This is a genomic window from Staphylococcus sp. GW823-FHT05F06, assembly GCF_058795495.1.
The window spans coordinates 77,782-104,021 of record NZ_JBXAHW010000008.1; the positions used below are offsets into that span (position 1 = coordinate 77,782).

Genomic DNA, 26,240 nt, shown 5'->3' on the forward strand with positions numbered 1-26,240 from the left:
CATGGCGAGATGCTTATTTTATTACTTTTTTCTTCTAAAGATATATAGTCCAGTGACTCCTAGAAAAATTCCAATTATTGCAATACTTAACGATAAAAGACTTCGATGTATTTTCTTTTTCTTATCATAATCTTTGGAGTGTCCATCATTATTTGTTGTTATCTCATCTGCACTATGGTTTTTGAAGGCGCTATGATTTTTATCTTCTTTATCCGTAGGTTTTTTAAGTTCTGGCATTGAGCCGATTTCTCCTGTAATTAAAGCTAAAACCTGATCATCTAAATTTTCATAGTATTTACTAGAATTAAGTGGATTAAAATATTGAAATCTGAAATAGCTTGTCCCTTTTTGTAATGAATTTAAATATTCATTTCCTCTAAATGATTGCTTTCTAAACAAGCTATAAATGTCACTATCTGTCACCTTTCCATCTAATTGATTCAAATTTTTTACTTGATTAATCAAAAACGGATTGTACTTATAAGCACCCGTGGCTAATTGTCTGAATCTGCTAATTAATGAATTGGTATTATCGCTACTATTCATTCTATGTTCGGTATTATTTTGAGATTTAAAAAAGCCATTTTTGTTCCATATAAATTGATTTATATTATTTTGATTTCTATGACCTGAATTAGAATTAATAATATTTTGTTGACGTTTAAAAGGCGCACCATCTCCACTAGTACGTGTATGACTAATATTATTGTTTATATTGTTTTGATTTGTTTGATTGTATTTAGGCCTTTGGGGTTGATTCGTATTACTTTGAGAAGGTCTATTTGTATTTCCTTTAGTATTACCAGGTTTTTTTCCGATATGTGAACCCTTACCTGAACTTGTATCAGAGTCTGAATCACTATCTGAATCTGAGTCACTTCCTGAATCCGAGTCACTATCTGAATCTGAGTCACTGTCTGAATCTGAGTCACTATCTGAGTCTGAATCACTATCTGAATCTGAGTCACTATCTGAATCCGAATCACTGTCTGCATCTGAGTCACTATCTGAATCCGAGTCACTGTCTGCACCTGAGTCACTATCTGAGTCCGAATCGCTGTCTGCATCTGAGTCACTATCTGAGTCAGAGTCACTGTCTGAATCTGAGTCCGAATCACTATCTAAATATGTGTCAATGTCTGAATCTGAATCACTATCTGAAACGATATCTGTGTCTAAATCATTATCCGAATTCATACTATTTCCTGTGCGACTAGTGTCATTCACTTCATTGATAGTATTACTCTTAGCTGTATTCTTATCAATCCGGTCTTTAGAAAAATTAATGTCAATAGGATGACTACCCTCAGCATGTGCTTGGTGACTGAATAATGATGTAGTTACCATGAAAGCAAAGCCCGTAAGCATAAATGAATGTTTAATGTTAAACTTTTTCATAAATTCAACCACCTCCCCATTACAATCTTTTGTTAGTTCAAGTATATAAAAAAACTAAGCATTTTGCATTTAAATATGATTATTGAAAATTAATATTAATAAAGTTGAAACGTAAAAGTAACTATTTGTAAACAACAGAATTCAAGAATATTTTTATTTTAATTATTACTTGATAATTAAATGTAAGCTAAAGCTTTACCCTAAGCCTAACAAAATTTCAAAATTTATGTTAGTTCAATATAGTTGTATGTATAGATTAACATGATTAAATTTTAGATATTTTAAATGAAATTTTGCCTTTAACTGGCAATTTTAGTATCTTATAACTAAAACGATAGGCGGGTGAATATATTGAAAATCCAAATACTTCAATTCAATGTAGAACGTGGAAATGTTGATAAAAATATGCAAAATATCAAAACTAAGTTTAATCAATATTTAGATAAAGATACCAGTGTCGTCGTGCTTCCAGAAATGTGGAATAACGGTTATGCATTAGAAGAATTAGAACAAAAAGCTGATAAAAATCTTAAAAACAGCTCTCTCTTTATAAAAGATTTGGCACATACATTTAATGTAGACATCATTGCAGGTTCAGTGTCAAATATAAGAGAAAACCATATATATAATACTGCTTTTGCAATTAATAAAAACGGAGAATTGATTAATGAATATGACAAAATACATCTCGTGCCAATGTTACGTGAGCCAGACTTTTTATGTGGTGGAAATGTAGTCCCTGAACCTTTTTATTTATCTAATCAAACACTTGTGACGCAAATCATTTGTTATGACTTGCGATTTCCAGAGATATTGCGCTATCCAGCTAGAAAAGGTGCTAAAATTGCTTTTTATGTAGCGCAGTGGTGGCCTAGCTCAAGACTAGATCATTGGTTATCATTACTAAAAGCGAGAGCAATCGAAAATGATATTTTTATTGTAGCTTGTAATAGTTGTGGTGAGGATGGTCACACCAATTATGCTGGAAATTCAATTGTCATTAATCCTAATGGTGAAATTTTAGACCATTTAGATGATAAAGAAGGTGTACTAACAACACATATCAATGTAGACTTAGTAGATCAACAAAGAGAATATATTCCAGTTTTCAGAAATCTAAAACCACATCTTTATAAATAGCATAGTTAAAGCCGTGAGCTTGGGAGAGACTCACGGCTTGATAACTTATTATTAAGGGAATGTTTTTACAGTTATTTTTTCAATCTATTTTTTGGGGATGTTATTAATTATGAAAAAATTTTAGTGAATTTATCTATTTAACATGATAAATTGAATGTTGTTTACGATAGCTTACATGCTAGAAATAATTACCTATTTAAGGTAGCTAAGAATAATACGTAACACTGAGTCCAAGGAAACTACAGCTACTAGCAAATGCTTCTCACTTGCTTAGTTTATATTAGTAAATTATTAAGTTGGGATGGCTCAACAACTCACTAATAATATTAATTATACGAAGAAAACAAAGTTACAAAAGTTACAATAGACTCATTCAAAAATTATTTTTTGAATTTATTAACTGTATCGATAATCCATTTTACTAAATCACCGATTGTAGAAATGATATCTGCTGCCATTATAACTTCACTCCTTTCGAATTAAGGTAATGGATACGAATGAATTTAACATTCACTCGACTAGATTAAGCAAATTTTTCAACTATCTTTCAATCACATCTCTGTGATATGAGTCTATTAAAACATGATTTTTCCATTTAAAGATTAAAATTTCGTAAATAGCAATATTTAGTACTCAACTGTAAAACTAAATATGGTAAAATATCTAATAGCACTTAATTAAAACACTTAGGTATATTTTTTTAACAGTTAGGCATGCTTTCTAAAAAATGTTGCGCAAAATTGTATAATGACACTTGAGGAGAGTAGTAAACAAGTGAAAATCATCGATAAAAAAATTGAGCAATTTGCTCAATATTTACAACGTAAAAATAACTTAGATCACATACAGTTTCTAAAAGTTCGTTTAGGGATGCAGGTCGTTGCTGGTAATATTGAAAAAACAGTGGTTCTATATGGACTATCTTATTTTTTTGATTTGCTCATTTTTACATTTTTAACTCATATTAGTTACTTTCTATTAAGAATATTTGCTCATGGTGCACATGCTAAAACATCTCTTCAATGTCATATACAAAATATTCTTTATTTTATATTTATACCTTGGCTAGTGCTACATTTTTCTCTTGGTACAAATATATTTTATTTTTTAGCCATAATTAGTTTTTTATTAGTAATATCTTTTGCACCGGCTGCAACAAAGAAACAACCTATACCTAAACATTTACTTAAGAAGAAAAAGGTACTCTCCATATTAAGTTTTATCATAATCATAACAATCGCTTTAACACTAGAAGAAGTATTCAAAAAAAATGTAATCTCGGGTGTTGTAATAGAGTCTATTACACTTTTACCAGTATTTTTTCCTAAGGAGGATTAACAGATATGAATTTATTAGGTGGCTTACTTTTAAAATTATTTTCTAACTTTATGGCAGTAATTGGTAACGCAGCAAAATACAACCCTTGTGCTAGTTATCTCGATGAGCCACAAGTGCCAGAAGAATTAACTAAACTCGATGAGTAGAATTTAGTAGAAAGAGTGTATTCAATGGATGAGCTTAACTTTTTATTATTTGCAGCTATACAGATATTTCTTTTGGTTTGGGTTATAAAAACTATTGCTAATATTAAATTTGTAAGAAAGGATTATATTTTCATTACTGGAATTATAATCCTTTCTGCAATATTATATAATGTTTATGCAAGCCAAGCACTTGTACTTGTAGTAATAATGATTATAATTTTCTTCTATTCAAAAGTAAGATGGTATTCTATAGTTATTGTGTTAATGAGTACTTTGTTGTCATATTTAACAAATTTTATTACAGTAGTCATCTCTTTATATACTGAAGATATAATACATAATATTTATTTATTTACTATCTTTCATTTATTAATTTATATCATTTTATCTTTAATTTTGGCGCATTTATTTAAACACTTATTAATTAAGCTTAGGTATATTTATTTATATATAAGCAAAAGATATTACTTTATTATATCTTTTGTATTAGCTATTGCTTTTATATACTTCTATATAATTTCACAAACTAATTTACAAGAAAATAATAGTTTGAAATTTTATGCCATCATTTTTGTTTCTGTTATCGTATTTTTGAGTTTAGTTATATTATTGTTATCGGCTTTCGCCCTACGTGAAATGAAATATAAACGTAAGCTACAAGAAATCGAAGCATATTATGAATACACGTTACGTATAGAAAGCATTAACAATGAAATGCGTAAGTTCCGACATGATTATGTGAATATCCTCACCACTCTTTCAGATTACATTAGAGAAGATGATATGCCTGGATTACGTAAATATTTTAATGAAAATATCGTTCCAATGAAAGATAAATTAAAAACTCGCTCTATTAAAATGAATGGTATTGAAAAGTTGAAAGTGAGAGAAATTAAAGGGCTGATTACTACTAAAATTATTCAAGCTCAAGAAAAACGTATTCCAATTAGTATTGAGGTTCCTGATGAAATTGATCGTATCGATATGAATACTGTTGAGCTTAGTCGTATTATCGGTATTATAGTTGATAATGCTATTGAAGCTTCAGAAAATCTTGAGGAACCACTCATCAATATCGCATTCATTGATAATGAGGAATCTGTCACTTTTATCGTTATGAATAAATGTAGTGATGATATCCCTAAAATTCATGAGTTGTTTGAACAAGGTTTTTCTACTAAAGGTGATAATCGCGGTTTAGGTTTATCAACTTTAAAAGAACTGACAGACTCAAACGAGAATGTTTTATTAGATACTGTCATCGAAAATGGTTACTTTGTACAAAAAGTAGAAATAAATAATAAGGAATCATAAGGATGTGTAGAATTAAATGAAAATTTTTGTTTGTGAAGATGACCAAAGACAAAGAGAACATATGGTATCAATCATTAAAAACTACATAATGATTGAAGAAAAGCCAATGGAGTTAGCTTTAGCAACAAATGATCCTTATGAGGTCTTAGAGCAATCAAAAGAACTTAATGACATTGGTTGTTACTTCCTTGATATTCAATTAGAAGCTGATATGAACGGTATTAAATTAGCCAGTGAAATTCGTAAACATGATCCTGTTGGTAATATTATATTTGTAACCAGTCACAGTGAGCTGACTTATTTGACATTTGTTTATAAAGTGGCTGCTATGGATTTTATTTTTAAAGATGATCCATCTGAATTAAAAATGAGAATCATAGATTGTCTTGAAACAGCACATACACGACTCAAATTATTATCAAAAGAAAGTAATGTAGATACGATTGAGTTAAAGCGGGGAAGTAATTCAGTATACGTTCAATATGATGATATTATGTTTTTTGAATCATCTACGAAATCTCATAGGCTCATTGCACATCTTGATAATCGACAAATTGAATTTTATGGAAATTTAAAGGAATTAGCACAGCTTGATGAACGTTTCTTTAGATGTCATAACAGTTTTGTGATAAACAGGCATAATATTGAATCTATTGACTCAAAAGAACGTATTGTTTACTTTAAGAATGGCGAAAATTGTTTCGCTTCAGTACGTAATGTTAAAAAAATATAATGAAACACCCATCTTTACGATATGAAATTGTAAAGATGGGTGTTTGACTTATTTCTTATATTTTAAATCAATTATAGTCTTTTATATCTTCTTTTGTTGGCAAACTTTCAATAGCACCATGTTTCGTTGTTGTAAGTGCTGCGACACGATTACTAAACGCTAGTATATCCTTGCCCTTTTCCTTAAATAAATCTTTACATTCAGAATGCCGAGACTCGAGTATGCAATAAATAATAGCACCTATAAATGCGTCACCAGCACCAGTTGTATCAATTGCTTGTACTTGATACCCCTCATGATGAATACGATAATCATCTTTGGTATAAATAGTTGCACCTTGCGCTCCTTGTGTATAAATCACTACATTAACTTGACCTCTAAATAAAGATTGAATCGCTTCATCTTCATTCCTCTTACCAGTAATAAATAATAATTCTTCATCAGATATTTTAACAATATGTGCTTTAGGTATGAACGCATTTATTGTACGTTGACATTCGAGTTTATCTTCCCATAAAGGTAAGCGTACATTAGGGTCAAAAACAATAGTACCATCTACTGACTCGAATTTTTCAATCATTTTCTCATGGGCATATTTCATGTCACTCTCTATTAAATCTACAGAACAAAAATGTAAAATATCGTCTTGGAATACTTGAATATCATCAATATTTTCAGGTTGATATAACATATCTGCAGAAGGTTTACGATAAAATGAGAAATCTCTTTGACCATCATCTTGAAGGCTGACAAATGCCAATGCAGTATTTGCTTTATTAGTTCGCTTAATATATTGCGTACCTACGCCAAGTTGTTCAATTGTTTCTACAATGATATCACCAAACGCGTCATTCCCTAGTTGTGTTATCATTTCTGATTTTCCACCTAATTTACTTACTGTAGCCGCTACGTTACACGGTGCGCCACCAACTTGTCGACTAAATTGTTCAACATCTTTTAATTTTGAATGCGTTACGTTTGGTATGAAATCAATTAATGCCTCTCCAATAGCAAATAGACGTCTCATTATAAATCACCCTTTTAATTCATATTTAGTGAATTTTAAATATACTTGACCAGATTCAGTCGAAGCTTTTATACCTGTAGCATCCTCATTTGGGAAAATACGTGAGGTTAAAACACGCTCACCATCATTACAGAATATTTCGATACTAGATGTATCCACAAAAATTTGTAACTGTTTTAATGGTGAATCTAAAATGGTAGAACGCGTTGTTCCATCGAAATTTGATGGTAGTGTCCCACTATCGGTACGATCTAAAGTGAGTTTATTTTCGTGTTTATTATAAGTAATCAGTGTAGATTCAGATCGAGAGCTACGCAATTCAAAATATATTTCTGAAGCATCATTTTCTAATATATCTATAATCATCTCATACTGTTTACCTTCATATGGATGTAATTTACGTTTAAATTTATTAGCATATCCCAAAGCTGTTTCTTTATTAGTTCTTAAATCTTCTAACTGCTTAAAAGGTCGCTGCTTAAGTTTTCCATTTTCAATGGTAAGCACTCGAGGAATAGTAAGGCAATGTGCCCACCCCTCTTTATCTGTAGGATAGTCTGTATCTGGTAGTCCCATCCATCCAATTAAAATGCGTTGCCCGTCTGCATCAACAAACGTTTGTGGCGCGTAGAAATCAAAACCATTATCCAATTCTTGAAAACTTTCATGGTCGAAAAATAGATTATTAAAGTTTAAATCTCCTATCATATACCCTGATTGATAAATATTTCTATATTTATCTCCTTCAGCTTCAACGCCTTGTGGACACATGAGTATGACATCTTTATTGCCTAGTCTAAAATAATCAGGACACTCCCACATATAACCAAATTGTGTCAGATTAGTTTTAATCTCACCTTCAAAATGCCAATCAACAACATCTTGACTACGATATAAAAGTAAACGCCCCATCTCATTTTCATTTTGAGCACCTAGAATAGCGTACAGTTGACTATTTTTTTCAAATACCTTTGGATCCCTGAAATGACTTGTATACCCTTCAGGTTGTCCATGAATCACAGGTTTAGGAAACTTCTCTATTTTTCCGTCTTTGTTCATTCTGGCAATCATTTGACTGGAAATTCTATTCCAATGTTGGTCACGATGATTGCCTGTATACATATAATAAAGATGATTTTGATATTCAAAAGCACTTCCACTGTATACGCCATGACTATCATACTTAGTATCAGGTTTAAGAAGTGTTCCTTGAGGTTCAAAATGTAATAAATCTTTGCTTTTATAATTAAACCAATATTTTAAACCGTGCACAGCACCTAACGGAAACCATTGATGTGAAATATAGTAGTATCCTTCATAATAAATGAGTCCGTTTGGATCATTCAATAAACCCATTTCAGGTTGGATATGAAATGTTTGTCTATATAAAGATGTATCCACTTGGTGTTTCAGTTGCTCAAGATATGTTTCATCAACATCCTCAATACGTTGGTATCTCTCTTCACGAGTCCACTCCACTATGTTCTACCTCCTACTACAACTATTTATATATTAATAACTCTATTATTTTAACATATTGATTTAGAGAAATATGTTAATAATGTCACTTTTTGACATGTTTAAATTCATGCTTATTAATATCCAATTGATACCTGTCAATATTTAATTAATTATTTCATTCAACTATGCTTTCTCAATAATTATACCAATTTGATTAGCAATTATCATTATATGTGGTATCGGTTCCATTTTAACTAAAACAAGATTTCTATGCATGTTAATTCAATTTGATAGGAATTTTTATTTTTAATGTTGTTTGTTCACCTTTTAATAGTTGGTTAATTTCTTTTAATGCTTGCTCTCCTGCTTCAAAGTAATTATAGCTAACCGTTTGAATGACAGGCGATACTATTTGAGTCATAGGGTCTCCACCAAATCCATATATTGAACAATTGTAAAACCTTTGTTGATGATCAGAGCAATATTTATGGATTGCAAAAGCAATGGTATCAGTTGCTCCAACTATCGCATCAGCATCACGTACTCTTTCAAGTTGCTGACTTACATCTTTAAAAGCTTGTTCATGCTTAAATGTTGTTTCATAAATTTTCGGACTTATGCGATAGTCCTTCAGCGCTTGAATAACTCCCAGCTTACGTTGAATACCAACTGCAATATCTTCTTCACTAACGCCAAAGAAATGTACATTTCGACAACCTTTTTCACCAATGAGTACTCCAATTTTATATCCAGCTTCATAATCATCGTGATATATACTATATAATCGGTCGTGTTCTTGTCCTACTATAATGACAGGAACATCAATTTTCTCAATGACTTCAATATGCGCTTCAGTAATACGTGTTGCCATTAGCACGATTCCATCAACTTTACTACGTGATAATGTTTTTAGTGCCGAAATTTCACCATCTATTTCTAATCCTGTGTAATTTAATAATAACTGATATCGATGTTGATTACATTGGTGTACCAAACCCTTAATCGTTTCGTCAACAGCGTATGAATTCATACGCGGAATAATTGCTCCAATCAAATTGGTACGTCGAGCTCTTAAGCTTTGTGCAAATTGATTTGGCTGATAATTATTTTCTTCTATTATTTTAGTTATTTTTTCTTTCGTTGCTGGACTCACAGATCCATTATTTAAAAAGCGTGAAACAGTACTTTTCGATACTCCAGCTAATTTTGCTATATCTGATATATTTTTCATAAAAAATCACCTATCACGTCATCAATCATTCCTTTTTATTTTACCATATGAACCAACGCTTTAAATAGTTGAAATCATTGTTTAAAATACGATTAAATAAATTGACGTGTTAGGTGATTATCATTTATATAAATTTTAAAACTTGATATGACGATTAAACTTATTTAGCTCTCCATAGAAATATGCTTTCTCACCGTGTACTATAGCATCAAGACCTGTTTTATCTTCTTCTTGAGTTGTAGCTAAAGGAGTAAAAATTTTAATAAATCTAGCAATCAAAAATGTAACTATTGCGCTAAAAACGACAGTTGCAATTGCCGCGCCAAGTTGAATCACTACTATTTTAAAATCAGCTGTATAGATAAAACCATTCTGCACCGCATTATTAATTTGATGTGATTGAAAAACTCCTGTAAACACAGCTCCTAAGATACCACCTACACCATGAATACCAAATGCATCAAGTGCATCATTATATTGGAGTTTTACTTTAATTAAATTTATAACGATATAGCAACATATGCCACCAATTATTGCAATAATCATAGCACTCATATAACTGACGTATCCTGCTGCTGGTGTAATAGCGACAAGACCAGAGAGTGCTCCAGATAAAAGACCTAGTAAACTTGTAGTCTTTTTCAAGATATATTCAAAGATTAACCAACCAAAAGCACCTGCACTTGCACCAATAACTGTGTTAACAAACGATATCATGGCTATGTGATCGAATGTAAATGCACTGCCTACATTAAATCCATACCATCCTAACCATACTAATATACCACCTATAAGCGTAATTAATAGATTATGGGGAGTATGTTTTTCTTTCTTCTTACCTATACCTATCATTATCCCAAGAACTAAACCAGATACGCCTGATGTTATATGAACTATTGTTCCACCTGCATAATCTATTGCTCCAATTTTACTAATCCAACCACCACCCCAAACCCAATGGGCAACAGGGCTATAAATTAATAGAACCCATAAACTAACAAAAATCAGATAAGGAATGAATCTCATTTTCTCGGCTATCGAACCTGATAAAATAGATACCGCAATTGTACAAAACATCATTTGAAACAACATAAATAATGAGAGAGGTATATGAGGACTCAAAGTTTTTGAAGTTTCAAAACCAACATGATGAAGACCCAAAAACTTCAAACCACCTATCCATTGATTTCCTCCATCAAAACTTAAAGAGAAACCAATTATTATCCATACAAATGTGACAATGACAATGGCAACCATACTTTGCATTACAGTATTTAAAGCATTTTTTGATTGTACGAGTCCCCCATAAAAAAGGCTTAAACCTGGTGTCATTAACCATACTAATAGAGTACATAAAAATAGAAATATTGTATCATTCATATTCATACTTACCACTTCCTTTAAAAACATCATAATGAGTGTTTTTTTAAAAAGCAAAATTAGGTAAGGTCATGTTACACAGTATGTCACTTTAAGTTACATTGTATATATAAGCGTAGTACAAAAAACATATTACTTTCGTTACACCATGTTAGTAGTGAGTATAATAAAAAGATAATCTTGATTTAGTTATCTCACTACAATAATAAATAAGCCTGGGACAATGATTGTTGTCTCAGGCTATCATAATTATACTAACGAATTTCATTAAATTAAAAACAGTCTTCAAGTTTAACTCTTTCTTTCAACGATATAGCTAATGTCTACTTAATTTAACTTTTTTCTCGTCAATCTAATCTATAATTAAATTTGCTTAATTTTCTATCCTTAAAAAATCTTTTTATCAACTTTATAATTATAAGTTTTTATGCCTTTTGAATAGTAATCGTCCATGATGCATCATCAAGTTGCTCATAGTTTGTAACTGGATATCCATTTTCTGCAGCCCAATTAGGTAATGCTTCGGTAGCCTGGGTGCAATCGAAATCGATTTTCAATTCATCCCCTTGATTTAATTCATTCATTTTCTTTTGTGCTTCTATTAAAGGAAATGGACAAACCATCCCTACTGTTCCTAATTCGTATACCATTGATATACCTCCTCATTCATTTTATCTAATGTCACATTAGAATAACCAATCTTAGCTTTGAGATACTTGTTGTAACTTTTTCATAGGTTTTACAAAAATAAAATAACTCATAAACCAAACACCAATAATCATAGAGGCTAAAGCAATCCATCCTTGCCAACTCATTGTAGCTGTTTCTACTAAACCATTACCGATAGAGCAACCACCTGCAACTGAAGCACCAAATCCCATAAATATGCCACCAAGCGCACTATTGCGAATTGTCTTAATATCTGGCAATCTCCATCTAAACTCTTTAGACCCTTTTGCAGCTATATAAGAACCTATGAATATACCTAGTACCAAAAGCACACCCCAATCAATAAATTTTAAATCTCCTGAAATAAGATAATTTACAAGATTTGCAGAAGGTGTTGTTATACCTAAGCCACCCATTCTCCCAGTAGATTCACTCATAGGCCAAGCAAGTAGAGCAATAAAACCTATTGCAATGCCAGCAACAAATGGATGATATCTTTTTTCAAATAGGTAATGTCTAATACCACTATATTTTTGTTTAAGTTGGGGCACCATTATTTTAGGTTTTCGAATTGTTTTCACAACTAAAAATATTGTAATTACAGTTAATAACATGACGAGAATCCATTGTGGTATACCTGTTGTACTCGTCATACTTGTGCTGACTTGCGTCGGTTTATTTATTTGATTCATTATTGGAAGAAGTACCCCAGTTTTAGTTACGGCTGAAGTCAATGCATAAAATATTAATGCCACCCAACTTCCAATTAACCCTTCACCAGCCCTATACCAAGTTCCTGTCGCGCATCCTCCAGCTAATACTATCCCTATTCCAAAAACGAAGGATCCCAAAATAGTTCCTATAACTGGAAATGTTTCTGTTGGAACCTCTATAATATTTAAGTTCTTTAGAATAAGTAAACCAATACTTTGGACAGTAATAGCAATAAGCAATGCATAAAACATTTTGTTACTCTTTTGAACGTACATATCTCTAAATCCACCAGCTAAACAAAATCTTGTTCTCTGCATTACAAATCCTAGCAATATGCCAACGACTAATCCGCTTATAATTGTCCACACCATTTTATCACCTTTTCCGATATAAATACTAAGGTATTATAGTAGAAAGGACTATATTTTGCAAATTCTTAATTTTATTTCTTATGTTTTAATATAAATATTTTGTGAGTTTGTTTAAGTTACTCTTAGATAAGTTACTAAATTTATACCACTCCTGATCAGAATAATAAATAAACAATTTATTTCCTAATAACCCTTTCGATATTCTATACCGCACAATGCTAGAGAGTTCGAATTGAATATTGAATGGATTATTGTTTTGACTATATGCCTTAAACTCCAACTTATTTTCATGTATTAACAATATACCGGGAACTGTCATTATTCTGGGAATATGTGATTTGAAATTACAATTTATTTCTTGAGTCATTTGTTTCAATCTCCCATTACAATAAATTTCAACTTACAATTTTTGTTAAAAAGTTTCGTATTTATAATCTATTGTAACTGTTTAATTAAAAAAAAGCACTCTCACTTGAGAGTACTATGTTAAAGTGATTTTTATTAATTATTTACTATAATTTTTCATGAAGAACAATAATGATTGTAACTCTATACCAAAATCAATATGATGTACTTGAACATCTTGAGGTGTTTTAATTCGACGTGGCGTAAAGTTTAGTATACCTTTAACACCGGCTTTAACAAGTTCATCAGCTACTTGTTGTGCCACATTATCTGGTGTTGTTAAAATGACTACATCAATAACTTCTGATTCTAATGTCGCTTTGATATCATCGCTATGTTTTACCACAACGTCACCGATATTCTCACCTATAATATCTGGTCTAATATCAAAAGCTTCAGTAATTGTCATCTCATCATGTATTGAAAAGTTATATGTAAGTAATGCACGCCCTAAATTACCGATACCTATAATGGCAATTTTAATTTGATCGCTCTCACTTAATTCTGATTTAAAGAATTCAAGCATACTATCTATATTATATCCATATCCTTTTTTTCCTAATTCACCAAAGTATGAAAAGTCTCTTCTTATTGTAGCTGAATCAATTTGTAGTGCTTCACTTATTGTTTTAGAATTAACACGATCTATACCTTTACCTTTCAAAATACTGACAAATCGGTAATATAAAGGTAGACGTTTTAACGTAGCGCGAGGAATTTTAAAATCATCTGGCATATATCTAACCCCCTTTTTCGCGTATATTATGCATGTATCATTAAAATCAGTAAATGAGTTAAAACATATGTTGAATGTCATCTCATAATACAAATAATTGTATACAACGAATACTTAAACATTATACATTATTAATTTTTAAAAATAAATATCCTAGTTTCATGTGTTCTATGAATACTGTAGAATAGAAGTAATTGAGTTTAACATCATTTCAAGATAACGTACGCAATTTATTTTTCTATTTAAAATTCGATAATATAGAATTAACAAAAATTTAAATATTCAAAAACAAATACTTTATATATAGTTTAAACCTATTTCAAATACATAGAAAGGTGAGAATCGAATGATACTTTTACAACTTAATGACATCTCCAAATCGTTCGATGGTGAAGATATCTTCACAGATGTTAATTTTGAGGTGAAAACTGGCGAAAGAATCGGCGTAGTAGGTCGTAATGGAGCTGGTAAATCGACATTAATGAAAATCATAGCAGGTGTGGAAAATTACGATAGTGGTCAAATATCAAAAATCAAAAATTTAACAATGAGTTATTTAACTCAGCAAATGACTCTCAATTCAGAAGCTACTGTCTTTGAAGAAATGTCTAAGCCTTTTGAACATATAAAGAAAATTGAAAATTTAATTAAGGATGAAACCGATTGGCTTGCACGAAATGGACAAGATTATGAGTCCGATGAATATCAATCACATATTGAAAAATATGAAACTTTAACGAATCGTTATGAGCAATTAGATGGTTATCAATATGAAAGTAAAATTAAAACAGTCCTGCACGGGCTTAACTTTACAGAAAGCGATTTCAACAAGCCTATTAATGATTTTAGTGGTGGTCAAAAAACACGTCTTTCTCTTGCTCAAATGTTACTTAAAGAACCCGATTTACTCCTTCTTGATGAACCAACTAACCATCTAGACATGGAAACAACCAAGTGGTTAGAGGATTACTTAAAGTACTTTAAAGGAGCAATTGTGATTATCAGTCATGATAGATATTTTTTAGATAAAATTGTAACTCAAGTTTATGATGTTGCTCTAGGAAATGTAAAACACTATGTAGGAAACTATGAGCAATTTATAAAGCAACGTAATCAGTATTACGAAAAACGCATGCAAGAATTTGAAAAGCAACAAGAAGAAATCAAGCGTTTAGAAACCTTTGTAGAAAAAAATATTACTCGTGCATCTACAAGCGGCATGGCTAAGAGTAGACGTAAAACATTGGAAAAAATGGAACGTATTGATAAACCTATGATAGATGCTAGAAGTGCAAATATACAATTTGGCTTCGACCGTAATACTGGTAATGATGTGATGCACATTCATGATTTAAAAATTGGTTACGACTCACCTATTACACTACCTATAAACCTCGAAGTCTTTAAAGGGGATCATATAGCTATCATTGGTCCAAATGGTGTTGGTAAAACAACATTGATAAAAACAATTGCTGAAAAACAACATAAACTAGGTGGTCAAATTATCTTTGGTGCTAATTTACAAATTGGTTACTATGATCAAAAACAAGCTGAATTTAAATCAAATAAAACCATTCTCGATTATGTTTGGGATCAATATCCACACATGAATGAAAAAGATGTACGTGCAGTATTAGGGCGTTTCTTGTTCGTTCAAGAAGACGTAAAAAAAATTATCAATGACTTATCCGGCGGTGAAAAGGCACGATTACAATTAGCACTTTTAATGTTACAACGTGATAATGTTCTTATCTTAGATGAACCGACTAACCATTTAGATATTGATTCTAAAGAAATGCTTGAACAAGCATTGAAAGATTTTGAAGGCACAATTATTTTTGTATCACATGATCGTTATTTTATTAACCAACTTGCAAATAAAGTTTTTGATTTAAACATTAATGGTGGCCAAATGTATTTGGGAGATTATCAGTATTATATTGAGAAAACTGAAGAAGCTGCAGCTATCAAAGCACATGAAACAATAACTCAAAATAATTTTGAAAATAAAGAGATAAATCAAGACGCAAATACTTCAACCTATATCAGTCAAAAGCAACAAAAAAGACAACAACGTAAATTAGAAAGACAAATTGAACATTGTGAAAGACAAATCGAAGAATTAGAAGCACAAATATCACATATCGACGAACAGTTAACACAACCTGAAGTATTTAACGATCCTCTAAAAGCTAGTAAATTTGCCAATCAAAAATCCGATACCGAACAAAAATTAGAACAAATAATGTTGGAATGGGAAAAATTACAAGAAAAGCTCTAATTTCCAACATAATGACAAGACACCTGAAAGTTGAATATATGACTTTTCGGTGTCTTTTAGTATTTTTTTACACAAATATTATTAACAGCTTGAATTACTTTCATAATCACTATCCACAGAGTTATCCTACTTATCCACAAGTAAATTAACACTTTTTCTTTTTTAATTTTACTTATTTATTTACATATCCACAAACAACTTCACTACTTACCCACAACTTACTCACATTTTGTTGATAAGTACGCACGTTCCCTATTGACAACTTATTTTCTATTTTCAATTGTTTACGTTATTCATTTATGAAATAATTCATTAAGAAAGAAAAAGGAGAACTAAACTTCATGACGAACAATCAAACTTTAGTACTGATTATATTAACTTTCATCATCCTAATTACACTTGTAAATGTAATTATCTCTATTATAGAGAGGCGTAAACAGATTGCTAAAATAAATACTTTATGGGATAACAAATTAAAATTAGAAAGTTTTATACGTCCTAATTCACGATTCGATGCCCAATATCACGCTTACCGCGATCATTACAATGAGCAGTCATTTATCGACGATAAGACTTGGTCAGACCTAAATATGGATACGTTATTTCATAAAATTAATTTTAATTTCACTGCAATTGGTGAAATGCGACTATATGCAACTTTAAGAGGTATGTTTAAGGTAAATCAAACCTCATTGATAAACATGTTTAAAGAAAATAAAGTATTTCGTTTAAATGTATCTTACATTCTTTCTAAAATTGGTAAAAATGTATACCCTTTGTTTCCAGATCAAATGTTACCCACTAAGCGAAATATTTTATTAATGTTTTGTCCGTTGTTACCATTTATCGGGTTCGCATTCATTTTTTTAATTCCTTCAAAAGGTATATTAATATGTCTTACTTTTATGATTTTAAATGCAATATTATCTTTCAAACTAAAAAAATCTTATGACCAAGATTTAAAATCAATTTTTTATACTGCTAATGTTATAAAGCAAAGTCAAGCTTTAAGTAAGATTGAGAGCACGCCCGCGATAAGTGTTGATTTTACTCATTTTAAAGCTTCACGCCGTTTTAGTGGTTTATTAGCTAGAGTAGAATCACAAGATATGGCGAGTAGCATAATCATGTTTATTAAATTAGTATTCATGATAGATTATGTTTTATTTCATTTAATACAACGCAGCTACTTTAAGTATCAAGAAGAAGTTATGGCATGTTATGACTATATAAGCATATTAGATAATCATTACTCTATAGCTATGTATCAACATACTTTGACACATTATTGTTATCCTAAAATCAATCACAATATTAATGGTCTTCAAATGAAATCAATCATTCATCCTCTACTAGATGAAGAAAATGCGATTGCTAACACAATTGACATTTCAAATCATATATTACTCACAGGCTCTAATGCATCAGGAAAATCTACATTTATGAAAGCAGTTGCACTAAATTTGATTTTAGCTCAATCGATACAAACTGCAACAGCTCACTCATTTATTTATCAACCTGGCTATGTAATGACATCAATGGCAAATGCGGATGACGTTTTAAGTGGTGACAGTTATTTCATGTCAGAACTTAAGTCTATTCGTAGATTATTTAACACTCATCAGTGCAATAAGATATATTGTTTTATAGATGAAATTTTTAAAGGAACGAATACAACTGAACGTATTGCGGCTTCTGAATCAGTATTATCGTATTTAGATAATCAAAAAGCATATCAGGTTATCGCTGCGACACATGATGTTGAACTATCAACATTATTAGAAAATACATATAATAATTATCATTTTAATGAATCTATTCAAGAAAATAGCATATTTTTCGATTACAAAATTAAACCTGGTAAAGCCAATACACGTAATGCAATTGAATTACTACGCATTACGCAGTTTCCTATCGATATTTATCAGCGTGCTCAACAAAATATTCGAAACCTCTAGAATTAATTAGTTTAATATTTATAAAAAAGTTAAGCGCCTATCTTAAAGTAGTTACTCTTAGATAGGCGCTTTGAAATATTATTTAAACAGAAAAAGTTTCAATATCAATATTATTTTGTCCATTTAAAGCTAAATCGCCACGCAAACCAGCTTGATATAAATAATATCCAGCAGCACCAATCATCGCTGCATTATCAGTGCAAAGAACAGGACTTGGAATAGTAAGGTGTATACCCTCTTTTTTACATGCTTCACTTAGTGCATTTCTTAATCCTTTATTACTAGCAACACCACCTGCAACAATTAAGCGATTAACATTATAAGTTTTACAAGCATGAATAGCTTTATAGGTTAAAACTTCTACAACACTATTTTGAAAACTCGTTGCAACATCTTCAGCTACAATTTCAATATTTTTCTGTCTTAAATTATGCAGTTTATTTATTACAGCACTTTTAAGACCACTAAAACTAAAATCATAACTATCTTTTTCGAGCCAAACTCTTGGAAAATCATATACATCTTTACCTTTAGCTGCTAATCGATCAATATGCGGTCCACCAGGATAAGGAAGATTGATTGTTCGAGCAACTTTATCATAAGCTTCTCCTACTGCATCATCTCTCGTTTCACCAATCACTTCGAAATCTAAATGATTTTTCATATATACTAGTTCAGTATGACCACCAGATACAATCAATGACATTAGTGGAAATGTTAATGGTTGTTCTAAGTGATTAGCATAAATATGACCAGCAATATGATGTACTGGAATAATAGGCTTATCATAAGCAAATGCCAAAGCTTTAGCCGCATTAATACCAATTAATAAAGCTCCTATTAATCCTGGGCCTTGTGTTACTGCAATAGCGTCAATGTCTTCCATTTTCACTTTTGCACTCACTAACGATTCATCTATAGTTGCTGTTATTCCTTCAACATGATGTCTACTAGCAACTTCAGGTACAACACCACCAAAACGTTTGTGACTATCTATTTGACTTAAAACAGTATTAGATAAAAGTTCAGTGCCATTCTTTATTACACTTACACTCGTTTCATCACAACTTGTTTCAATTGCTAAGATTAATTTATTATTTGTCATTTCAAATTCACCCACATGACTAATGCGTCCTCGCCTTCTCCATAATAATTCTTTCTTTTGCCACCATTTTGGAATCCCAAATTCCTATAAACATGTTGTGCAACATCATTATCTATTCTTACTTCTAAACTCATCACATCACAAGAAAAGCGTGCATAGTTCATTGCATATTTAAGTAAAAGTTGCCCAAGACCATAGCCTCTAAATGCCTTTGATATAGCTATCGTTGTAATTTGTGCTTGATCAACGACTAACCATAAACCAACATATCCAATTATTTTGTCACTAAATTCTATAACAAAATATGTAGCAAATTCGTTGTTTTCTATTTCATGATAAAATGCATCAATTGACCACGAACTGCGTGAGAAACTATTTCTTTCTATATCAAAAACTTTAGGAACATCTTCCACACTCATTTTCCTAATATTCAATTGTTCTCTTGTTGGTTTAACCAATTTCGTTCCGCCTCTGATAATTTATGATATTTAGGAGTAAATGAATGTATATTTTCTGGTTTTTGGATTAATTGCTTCATACTTGAAGCTTGTGGTAACTGTTCTACGATGTCACTGTCTAATAAATGTTTTATTTTTTCGATATGAAATCCTACAAACACATAAGGTTGGTTTAATTGATGAAGTTTTTCAATAAGTTCAAAAATAGGTATATAAGTGTCATCAATAATGGTTATTAATTCATTGTCCTGATATTGATAAACACCTGCATAAACTGCTTCTCTTCTAGCATCAAAAATGGGTACTAACAACTTCGTACTGTCTTTTACTGTGCTAGCAAGTGCTTTAAGTGATGAGACACCATATAAGTTAGTGTTTAATGCATACGCTAATGTTTTAGCAACAGTAACCCCTATTCTAAGACCGGTATATGAACCTGGACCTTCCGCTACCACGATATCAGTTATTTCTGTTTTATTTATTTTACTTTCTGTAAGAATTTCTGCTATTTCGGGCATGAGTTGCACTGAATGATTCTTTTTGATATCAGTTGTTTTTTCAGCAATCACTTCATTATCTTTCATAATAGCTACTGATAAAGGTTGGTTTGACGTATCAATTAGAAGATAGTTCATTCAAAATTGCCTCCTTTACTAATGCATAATGTTGCCCATGTGTTTCAATGGATACTTGTCTCTCATTCGCATCTTTGACACTTATATTAATAGTTAAGTGATTAGGAGGAAGGAAATCTTTGATAAATTTACTCCACTCTATAACTATGATAGCATTGTCTTCAAAATATTCATCGAAACCTAAATCATCTTCCTCACCTTCAAGTCGATAACAGTCCATATGATGTAATCGTATGCTTGAACCTGTATAAGATTTGATTATATTAAATGTTGGTGAGTTTATCGTTCTTTTAACACCTAACGCTTTTCCTATAAATTGCGTTAATGTAGTTTTCCCTGCTCCTAGGTCACCATTTAATAAAATCAAGTCCTTAGCACTTAAATGTTTTACAAGTATTTGAGCAAATTTATCCATTTCATTTAAATTGTGAATAGTTATCAATTTTTACTCTCCTATATATGATTATTTAAAATCAAATTATCTCTATATTTAAAGATATATAAACATTTCTACATGGTTTATTAACTTATTCATTGTAACAAATTTTAATTCAAATTTCTTCGTAAAATATTTAAGCTTGTCCTCTATAAATTTTTAGAAAATTCTAAATTTATTATTGACACAATTCACCACATGTAGTAAATTGAATTTATCAAATTTTAAAACAATTCAAACTATTAAGAATAAATGACCATTCAACGAAAGGAGTATAATAAAATGACTTATCTATCTACGCTAGACCTACCAACAACTCAACATGCTATTATCATTTTATTATACTCGTAAGGACTCGAACTTTAGAAAAGTTTTAACTTCTAAATGTTTAAGTCCTATTTCTAGTTGGATGGGACTTAATAACGTCCCAATATTCATTGGGACGTTTTTTTATTTTCTAAATAATTATATGGGGGAACGATATATGCGAAGTGATATGATCAAAAAAGGAGATCACCAAGCTCCTGCAAGAAGTCTTTTACATGCGACTGGCGCTCTTAAACAACCTACAGATATGAATAAACCTTTCGTAGCAATTTGTAACTCTTATATTGATATTGTTCCTGGGCACGTTCATTTAAGAGAATTAGCAGACATCGCAAAGGAAGCTATTAGAGAAGCAGGTGCTATCCCATTCGAATTTAATACTATTGGTGTTGACGATGGAATCGCTATGGGACATATTGGCATGAGATATTCCTTACCTTCAAGAGAAATTATCGCAGATGCAGCTGAAACAGTTATTAACGCTCATTGGTTTGATGGTGTTTTTTACATTCCTAATTGCGATAAAATTACGCCAGGAATGTTACTCGCAGCTGTTAGAACAAATGTACCAGCTATCTTTTGCTCAGGAGGCCCAATGAAAGCTGGTCTTTCCGCTCAAGGTAAGGCATTGACATTATCTTCAATGTTTGAAGCGGTTGGAGCTTTTAAAGAAGGAACAATCTCAAAAGAAGCATTTTTAGACATGGAGCAAAACGCTTGTCCTACATGTGGTTCGTGCGCCGGTATGTTTACCGCAAACTCAATGAACTGTTTAATGGAAGTTTTAGGTTTAGCCCTACCATATAATGGTACAGCTCTAGCTGTGAGTGACCAACGTCGTGAAATGATTAGACAAGCTGCATTCAGGTTGGTTGAAAATATTAAAAATGATATTAAACCTCGCGATATTATCACACAAGATGCAATTGATGATGCTTTTGCTCTTGATATGGCCATGGGAGGTTCTACTAATACTGTTCTTCATACTCTTGCAATTGCAAATGAAGCAGGTATTGACTACGATTTAGAACGTATTAATGAAATTGCTAAAAAAACACCTTACCTTTCTAAAATTGCACCTAGTTCTTCTTATTCTATGCACGATGTTCATGAAGCAGGTGGCGTCCCAGCTATTATAAATGAATTGATGAAAAAGGATGGTACTTTACATCCGGATAGATTAACAGTTACGGGTAAAACCTTGAGAGAAAATAATGAAGGTAAAAACATCAAAAATTTTGATGTTATTCATCCTCTTGAAAACCCTTATGATAAACAAGGTGGATTATCTGTTTTATTCGGAAACCTCGCACCTAAAGGAGCGGTAATCAAGGTCGGTGGAGTTGATCCTTCAATTAAAGTATTTACAGGAAAGGCAATTTGTTTTAACTCTCATGATGAAGCTGTTGAAGCCATTGATAATCATACAGTAAGAGAAGGACATGTTGTTGTTATTAGATATGAGGGACCTAAGGGAGGTCCTGGAATGCCAGAAATGCTAGCCCCTACGTCTTCCATAGTGGGCAGAGGATTAGGTAAAGATGTTGCATTAATTACGGACGGTAGATTTTCGGGAGCAACTAGAGGTATTGCAGTTGGACATATTTCACCTGAAGCCGCTTCAGGTGGACCCATTGGCTTAATAAGAGATGGTGATAAAATTACGATTGATTTAATCAATAGAACTCTAAACGTCAATCAATCTGAAGAAGAACTGTATCGCCGTAAAAATCAGCTTGAACCATTCAGAGCAAAGGTTAAAACAGGCTACTTAGCTAGATATACTAGTTTAGTCACAAGCGCTAATACTGGAGGTATTATGCAAGTTCCGGAAAACCTTATTTAATTAGGAGATGATTAAAATGTCAAATCAAAAATCAATGGCTTCGCCTCACCCTTCTGTGCATCAAACAAAGGAATCACAACCCTTAATAACACGCAGTGGTTCTCAATTATTAGTTGAAGCACTTCAGCAGGAAGATGTAGATTTTATCTTCGGTTATCCCGGTGGAGCTGTCTTACCTTTATACGATACATTTTATGACGGGAAAATCAAACATATTCTTGCTCGTCATGAACAAGGTGCTACACATGCTGCTGAAGGATATGCGCGTGTCTCTGGTAAAACAGGAGTCGTTGTTGTGACAAGTGGACCCGGTGCAACAAATGCCATTACAGGTATTACTGATGCATATAGCGACTCTTTACCACTAGTCGTTTTTACTGGTCAAGTTGCTACACCTGGTATTGGTAAAGATGCTTTCCAAGAAGCTGATTTACTCTCGATGACTACACCTATTACAAAACACAATTATCAAGTTAAAAAGATTGAAGACATTCCAAGAATTGTTCATGAAGCCTTTCATTTAGCGAACACTGGAAGAAAAGGTCCTGTAGTGATTGATTTCCCTAAAGATATGGGTGTGCTTAAAACTGATGTTGAACTTACAAAAGATATTAATATTCCTGGTTATGAAGTTAATAGTAACCCAAATAAAGAGGATATTAATAAGTTAATATATATGATTAAAGAAGCTAAGAAACCTCTTATTCTTGCAGGTGCTGGTATTAATCACTCTAAATCTAATCATTTATTAACAGAATTTGTGACAAGACATCAAATCCCTACAGTTACAACTCTCCTAGGACTTGGAGCAGTACCTTATCATCACCCTTTATTCTTAGGTATGGGAGGTATGCATGGATCTTATGCAAGTAATATGGCTTTAACAAATTGTGATTTACTTATCAATTTAGGTAGTAGATTCGATGATCGTCTTGCAAGTAAGCCTGATGCATTCGCACCAAATGCAAAGGTTGTACATGTAGATATCGACCCTTCTGAAATAAATAAAGTTATTAATACAGATTTAGGTATAGTCGCTGATTGCAAGCTTGTGCTTGAGAACTTATGCCATGAGCAAGTTTTAACATCCTCCCACGAAGAATGGAACGATTATTGTATTAATAACAAAAGTAACTATCCATTTAAATATGATGAAAATGATAAAAACTTTTGCAAACCACAAAAAGCGATTGAATATATTGGCAAAGTTACCAATGGAAATGCAATTGTTACAACTGACGTAGGCCAACACCAAATGTGGACAGCACAATTCTATCCATTTAAAAATTATGGACAATGGGTAACAAGTGGTGGTTTAGGTACTATGGGATTTGGAATTCCATCAGCAATAGGAGCACAATTAGCTGAACCTGAGAAAACAGTTGTATGTTTTGTAGGAGATGGCGGTTTTCAAATGACGAACCAAGAAATGGCTTTACTTCCAGAATATGGACTTAATGTCAAAATAGTACTTATTAATAACGGAACTTTAGGTATGGTAAAACAATGGCAAGATAAATTCTTTAATAAACGATTTTCTCATTCTGTATTTAACGATAAACCTGATTTTATGAAAATGGCGGAAGCATATGGTATTAAGGGATTCTTGATAGATTCTCCAGATAAATTAGAATCTTCAATTGATGAAGCATTTGCATATCATGGACCGGCACTCATTGAAGTTAGAATCTCACCTATAGAACCAGTTAATCCAATGGTACCTAGTGGCAAATCAAATCATGAAATGGAGGGTTACTAATGGAACGAACAATTCATTTTACATTAGTTGATCAAGTGAGTACTTTGAACAGAATTACTAGCGCCTTCGTTCGCTTACAATGTAATATTGATGAACTTCATGTTAAACATTCAGACAAAGAAGGAATTTCTAATATGAAACTTAAAGTCAATATTAAAGATGATGATACTTTTAAAATTGTTCTTAAAAAACTATCACAACAAGTAAATGTACTAAGTGTTAAAAGTGAATAAACGTTTTGATGCGCTAGTTAAAAAATCAACTAAACATAACTAACATCATGCACCTTTTACGCATAAATTATTTTGAAAATTCAGAACTTTCTATAAAATGACTGGAGGATTTTATTATGACAAAAGTATATTACGACGAAACAGTAACTCAGGATGCATTACAAGGTAAAAAAATTGCTGTCATTGGTTATGGCTCACAAGGACATGCACATGCACAAAATTTAAAGGACAATGGTTATGATGTAGTCATTGGCCTGCGTCCAGGACGATCATTTAATAAAGCTAAAGAAGATGGATTTGATGTTTATACGGTAAGTGAAGCAACACAACAAGCAGATGTAGTGATGGTACTATTGCCTGATGAAATTCAAGGTGAAGTATATAACAAGGAAATTAAACCATATTTAGAAAAAGGAAATGCTTTAGCATTCGCACACGGTTTTAATATCCATTTCAGTGTTATCGAACCACCTAGTGATGTCGATGTCTTTTTAGTAGCACCTAAAGGACCTGGTCATTTAGTTAGACGTACATTTGTTGAAGGAAGTGCCGTACCAGCATTATTTGGTGTTCAACAAGATGCTACAGGCCAAGCTAGAAACATTGCTTTAAGCTACGCAAAAGGCATTGGTGCTACTCGTGCCGGGGTCATTGAAACGACATTTAAAGAAGAAACTGAAACAGATTTATTCGGTGAACAAGCTGTACTTTGTGGAGGAGTTTCCAAATTAATTCAGAGTGGATTCGAAACACTTGTGGAAGCAGGTTACCAACCTGAATTAGCTTATTTTGAAGTCTTACACGAAATGAAATTAATTGTTGATTTAATGTATGAAGGCGGAATGGAAAATGTCCGTTATTCTATCTCTAACACTGCTGAATTTGGCGACTATGTTTCTGGACCAAGAGTAATTACACCTAATGTTAAAGAAAATATGAAAAAAGTACTTGAAGATATTCAAAATGGTAACTTTAGCCGTAGATTTGTTGAAGATAACAAAAATGGCTTTAAAGAATTCTATCAATTACGTGAAGATCAACATGGTCATCAAATTGAACAAGTTGGACGTGAATTAAGAGAAATGATGCCATTCATTAAATCTAAAAGTATTGAAAAATAACAACAGTAGAGGGGTGTT

25 protein-coding genes are annotated in these 26,240 nt (G+C 31.8%); 11 read left to right on the top strand and 14 right to left on the bottom strand.

From position 1 onward, the window contains the following. Positions 1 to 21: 21 nt before the first annotated feature. On the bottom strand, positions 22 to 1,398 hold the full coding sequence (gene sdrH / locus AC1Q7N_RS06940; protein WP_162158392.1) for an MSCRAMM-like protein SdrH: 1,377 nt from the start codon (positions 1,396 to 1,398) through the stop codon (positions 22 to 24). Positions 1,399 to 1,749: 351 nt separating this feature from the next. Between sdrH and AC1Q7N_RS06945 the strand changes: the two genes are divergently transcribed. Continuing rightward, complete coding sequence (locus AC1Q7N_RS06945; RefSeq protein WP_186311568.1) at positions 1,750 to 2,538, top strand: carbon-nitrogen family hydrolase; 789 nt, start codon at positions 1,750 to 1,752, stop codon at positions 2,536 to 2,538. Positions 2,539 to 2,918: 380 nt separating this feature from the next. Here AC1Q7N_RS06945 and hld read toward each other — a convergent pair whose 3' ends face one another. Further along, positions 2,919 to 2,996: a delta-hemolysin gene (hld, locus tag AC1Q7N_RS06950; protein ID WP_002494082.1), complete on the bottom strand. Its 78-nt coding sequence runs from the start codon at positions 2,994 to 2,996 to the stop codon at positions 2,919 to 2,921. Positions 2,997 to 3,312: 316 nt separating this feature from the next. Here hld and AC1Q7N_RS06955 point away from each other — a divergent pair, with 316 nt between their 5' ends. The 4 genes from AC1Q7N_RS06955 to agrA are packed head-to-tail and all read left to right on the top strand — an operon-like array spanning position 3,313 to position 6,069. Continuing rightward, positions 3,313 to 3,876, top strand: coding sequence for an accessory gene regulator AgrB (locus tag AC1Q7N_RS06955; protein WP_002468344.1), 564 nt, complete (start codon positions 3,313 to 3,315; stop codon positions 3,874 to 3,876). 5 nt (positions 3,877 to 3,881) lie between these two features. Beyond that, positions 3,882 to 4,022 (top strand): cyclic lactone autoinducer peptide AgrD, encoded by a 141-nt coding sequence (gene agrD, locus AC1Q7N_RS06960; RefSeq protein ID WP_002468352.1) that lies wholly within the window; start codon positions 3,882 to 3,884, stop codon positions 4,020 to 4,022. 24 nt (positions 4,023 to 4,046) lie between these two features. After that, the gene (agrC, locus tag AC1Q7N_RS06965; RefSeq protein ID WP_002494641.1) at positions 4,047 to 5,336 is read left to right on the top strand and encodes a quorum-sensing sensor histidine kinase AgrC; all 1,290 of its coding nucleotides are present in this window, start codon (positions 4,047 to 4,049) and stop codon (positions 5,334 to 5,336) included. Positions 5,337 to 5,352: 16 nt separating this feature from the next. Next, positions 5,353 to 6,069, top strand: a complete 717-nt coding sequence (gene agrA / locus AC1Q7N_RS06970) for a quorum-sensing response regulator AgrA (RefSeq protein ID WP_001829999.1) — start codon at positions 5,353 to 5,355, stop codon at positions 6,067 to 6,069. Between the two features lie 67 nt (positions 6,070 to 6,136). Here agrA and AC1Q7N_RS06975 read toward each other — a convergent pair whose 3' ends face one another. From AC1Q7N_RS06975 to AC1Q7N_RS07010, 8 genes are all read right to left on the bottom strand, one after another. After that, positions 6,137 to 7,096, bottom strand: a complete 960-nt coding sequence (locus tag AC1Q7N_RS06975) for a carbohydrate kinase family protein (protein ID WP_002468351.1) — start codon at positions 7,094 to 7,096, stop codon at positions 6,137 to 6,139. Positions 7,097 to 7,102: 6 nt separating this feature from the next. Next, entirely contained in the window at positions 7,103 to 8,575 is a 1,473-nt protein-coding gene (locus AC1Q7N_RS06980) for a sucrose-6-phosphate hydrolase (RefSeq protein WP_002494642.1), read from the bottom strand. 259 nt (positions 8,576 to 8,834) lie between these two features. Next, positions 8,835 to 9,788, bottom strand: a complete 954-nt coding sequence (locus AC1Q7N_RS06985) for a LacI family DNA-binding transcriptional regulator (RefSeq protein ID WP_002494643.1) — start codon at positions 9,786 to 9,788, stop codon at positions 8,835 to 8,837. A 135-nt stretch (positions 9,789 to 9,923) separates the two neighbouring features. Continuing rightward, positions 9,924 to 11,174, bottom strand: coding sequence for an ammonium transporter (locus AC1Q7N_RS06990; RefSeq protein WP_002494644.1), 1,251 nt, complete (start codon positions 11,172 to 11,174; stop codon positions 9,924 to 9,926). A 419-nt stretch (positions 11,175 to 11,593) separates the two neighbouring features. After that, the gene (locus AC1Q7N_RS06995; protein WP_001830019.1) at positions 11,594 to 11,818 is read right to left on the bottom strand and encodes a sulfurtransferase TusA family protein; all 225 of its coding nucleotides are present in this window, start codon (positions 11,816 to 11,818) and stop codon (positions 11,594 to 11,596) included. 51 nt (positions 11,819 to 11,869) lie between these two features. Next, positions 11,870 to 12,922, bottom strand: coding sequence for a YeeE/YedE family protein (locus AC1Q7N_RS07000; protein ID WP_032605586.1), 1,053 nt, complete (start codon positions 12,920 to 12,922; stop codon positions 11,870 to 11,872). An 85-nt stretch (positions 12,923 to 13,007) separates the two neighbouring features. After that, positions 13,008 to 13,289 carry a PH domain-containing protein gene (locus tag AC1Q7N_RS07005; protein ID WP_002494646.1) on the bottom strand — a complete coding sequence of 94 codons (282 nt, stop codon included), beginning with the start codon at positions 13,287 to 13,289 and terminating at the stop codon, positions 13,008 to 13,010. A 138-nt stretch (positions 13,290 to 13,427) separates the two neighbouring features. Beyond that, entirely contained in the window at positions 13,428 to 14,063 is a 636-nt protein-coding gene (locus AC1Q7N_RS07010; protein WP_002494647.1) for a redox-sensing transcriptional repressor Rex, read from the bottom strand. 346 nt (positions 14,064 to 14,409) lie between these two features. Here AC1Q7N_RS07010 and AC1Q7N_RS07015 point away from each other — a divergent pair, with 346 nt between their 5' ends. Then, complete coding sequence (locus AC1Q7N_RS07015; RefSeq protein WP_038399518.1) at positions 14,410 to 16,344, top strand: ABC-F family ATP-binding cassette domain-containing protein; 1,935 nt, start codon at positions 14,410 to 14,412, stop codon at positions 16,342 to 16,344. A gap of 341 nt (positions 16,345 to 16,685) precedes the next feature. Beyond that, complete coding sequence (locus tag AC1Q7N_RS07020) at positions 16,686 to 18,302, top strand: MutS-related protein (RefSeq protein ID WP_002494648.1); 1,617 nt, start codon at positions 16,686 to 16,688, stop codon at positions 18,300 to 18,302. 82 nt (positions 18,303 to 18,384) lie between these two features. Here the strand turns inward: AC1Q7N_RS07020 and tsaD are convergent, their stop codons facing one another. The 4 genes from tsaD to tsaE are packed head-to-tail and all read right to left on the bottom strand — an operon-like array spanning position 18,385 to position 20,942. Next, entirely contained in the window at positions 18,385 to 19,407 is a 1,023-nt protein-coding gene (gene tsaD, locus AC1Q7N_RS07025; protein ID WP_001830015.1) for a tRNA (adenosine(37)-N6)-threonylcarbamoyltransferase complex transferase subunit TsaD, read from the bottom strand. Next, a complete protein-coding gene (rimI, locus tag AC1Q7N_RS07030) occupies positions 19,404 to 19,865 on the bottom strand; it encodes a ribosomal protein S18-alanine N-acetyltransferase (protein ID WP_002494649.1) in 462 nt (153 codons plus the stop codon). Before rimI ends, tsaD begins: the two co-directional genes overlap by 4 nt. Continuing rightward, the gene (gene tsaB, locus AC1Q7N_RS07035; protein WP_001832485.1) at positions 19,838 to 20,500 is read right to left on the bottom strand and encodes a tRNA (adenosine(37)-N6)-threonylcarbamoyltransferase complex dimerization subunit type 1 TsaB; all 663 of its coding nucleotides are present in this window, start codon (positions 20,498 to 20,500) and stop codon (positions 19,838 to 19,840) included. The genes rimI and tsaB overlap by 28 nt, the downstream gene beginning before the upstream one ends. Beyond that, complete coding sequence (gene tsaE / locus AC1Q7N_RS07040; RefSeq protein WP_002455871.1) at positions 20,481 to 20,942, bottom strand: tRNA (adenosine(37)-N6)-threonylcarbamoyltransferase complex ATPase subunit type 1 TsaE; 462 nt, start codon at positions 20,940 to 20,942, stop codon at positions 20,481 to 20,483. Before tsaE ends, tsaB begins: the two co-directional genes overlap by 20 nt. 478 nt (positions 20,943 to 21,420) lie before the next feature. On the opposite strand from tsaE, the gene ilvD reads away from it, so the two are divergent. From ilvD to ilvC, 4 genes are all read left to right on the top strand, one after another. After that, complete coding sequence (gene ilvD / locus AC1Q7N_RS07045) at positions 21,421 to 23,109, top strand: dihydroxy-acid dehydratase (protein WP_001830016.1); 1,689 nt, start codon at positions 21,421 to 21,423, stop codon at positions 23,107 to 23,109. Between the two features lie 34 nt (positions 23,110 to 23,143). Next, positions 23,144 to 24,868: a biosynthetic-type acetolactate synthase large subunit gene (gene ilvB / locus AC1Q7N_RS07050; RefSeq protein ID WP_233655105.1), complete on the top strand. Its 1,725-nt coding sequence runs from the start codon at positions 23,144 to 23,146 to the stop codon at positions 24,866 to 24,868. Further along, positions 24,868 to 25,101, top strand: a complete 234-nt coding sequence (locus AC1Q7N_RS07055; protein WP_001830009.1) for an ACT domain-containing protein — start codon at positions 24,868 to 24,870, stop codon at positions 25,099 to 25,101. The genes ilvB and AC1Q7N_RS07055 overlap by 1 nt, the downstream gene beginning before the upstream one ends. 116 nt (positions 25,102 to 25,217) lie before the next feature. Beyond that, on the top strand, positions 25,218 to 26,222 hold the full coding sequence (gene ilvC, locus AC1Q7N_RS07060; RefSeq protein ID WP_001830020.1) for a ketol-acid reductoisomerase: 1,005 nt from the start codon (positions 25,218 to 25,220) through the stop codon (positions 26,220 to 26,222). The last annotated feature ends 18 nt before the right edge of the window (positions 26,223 to 26,240 follow it).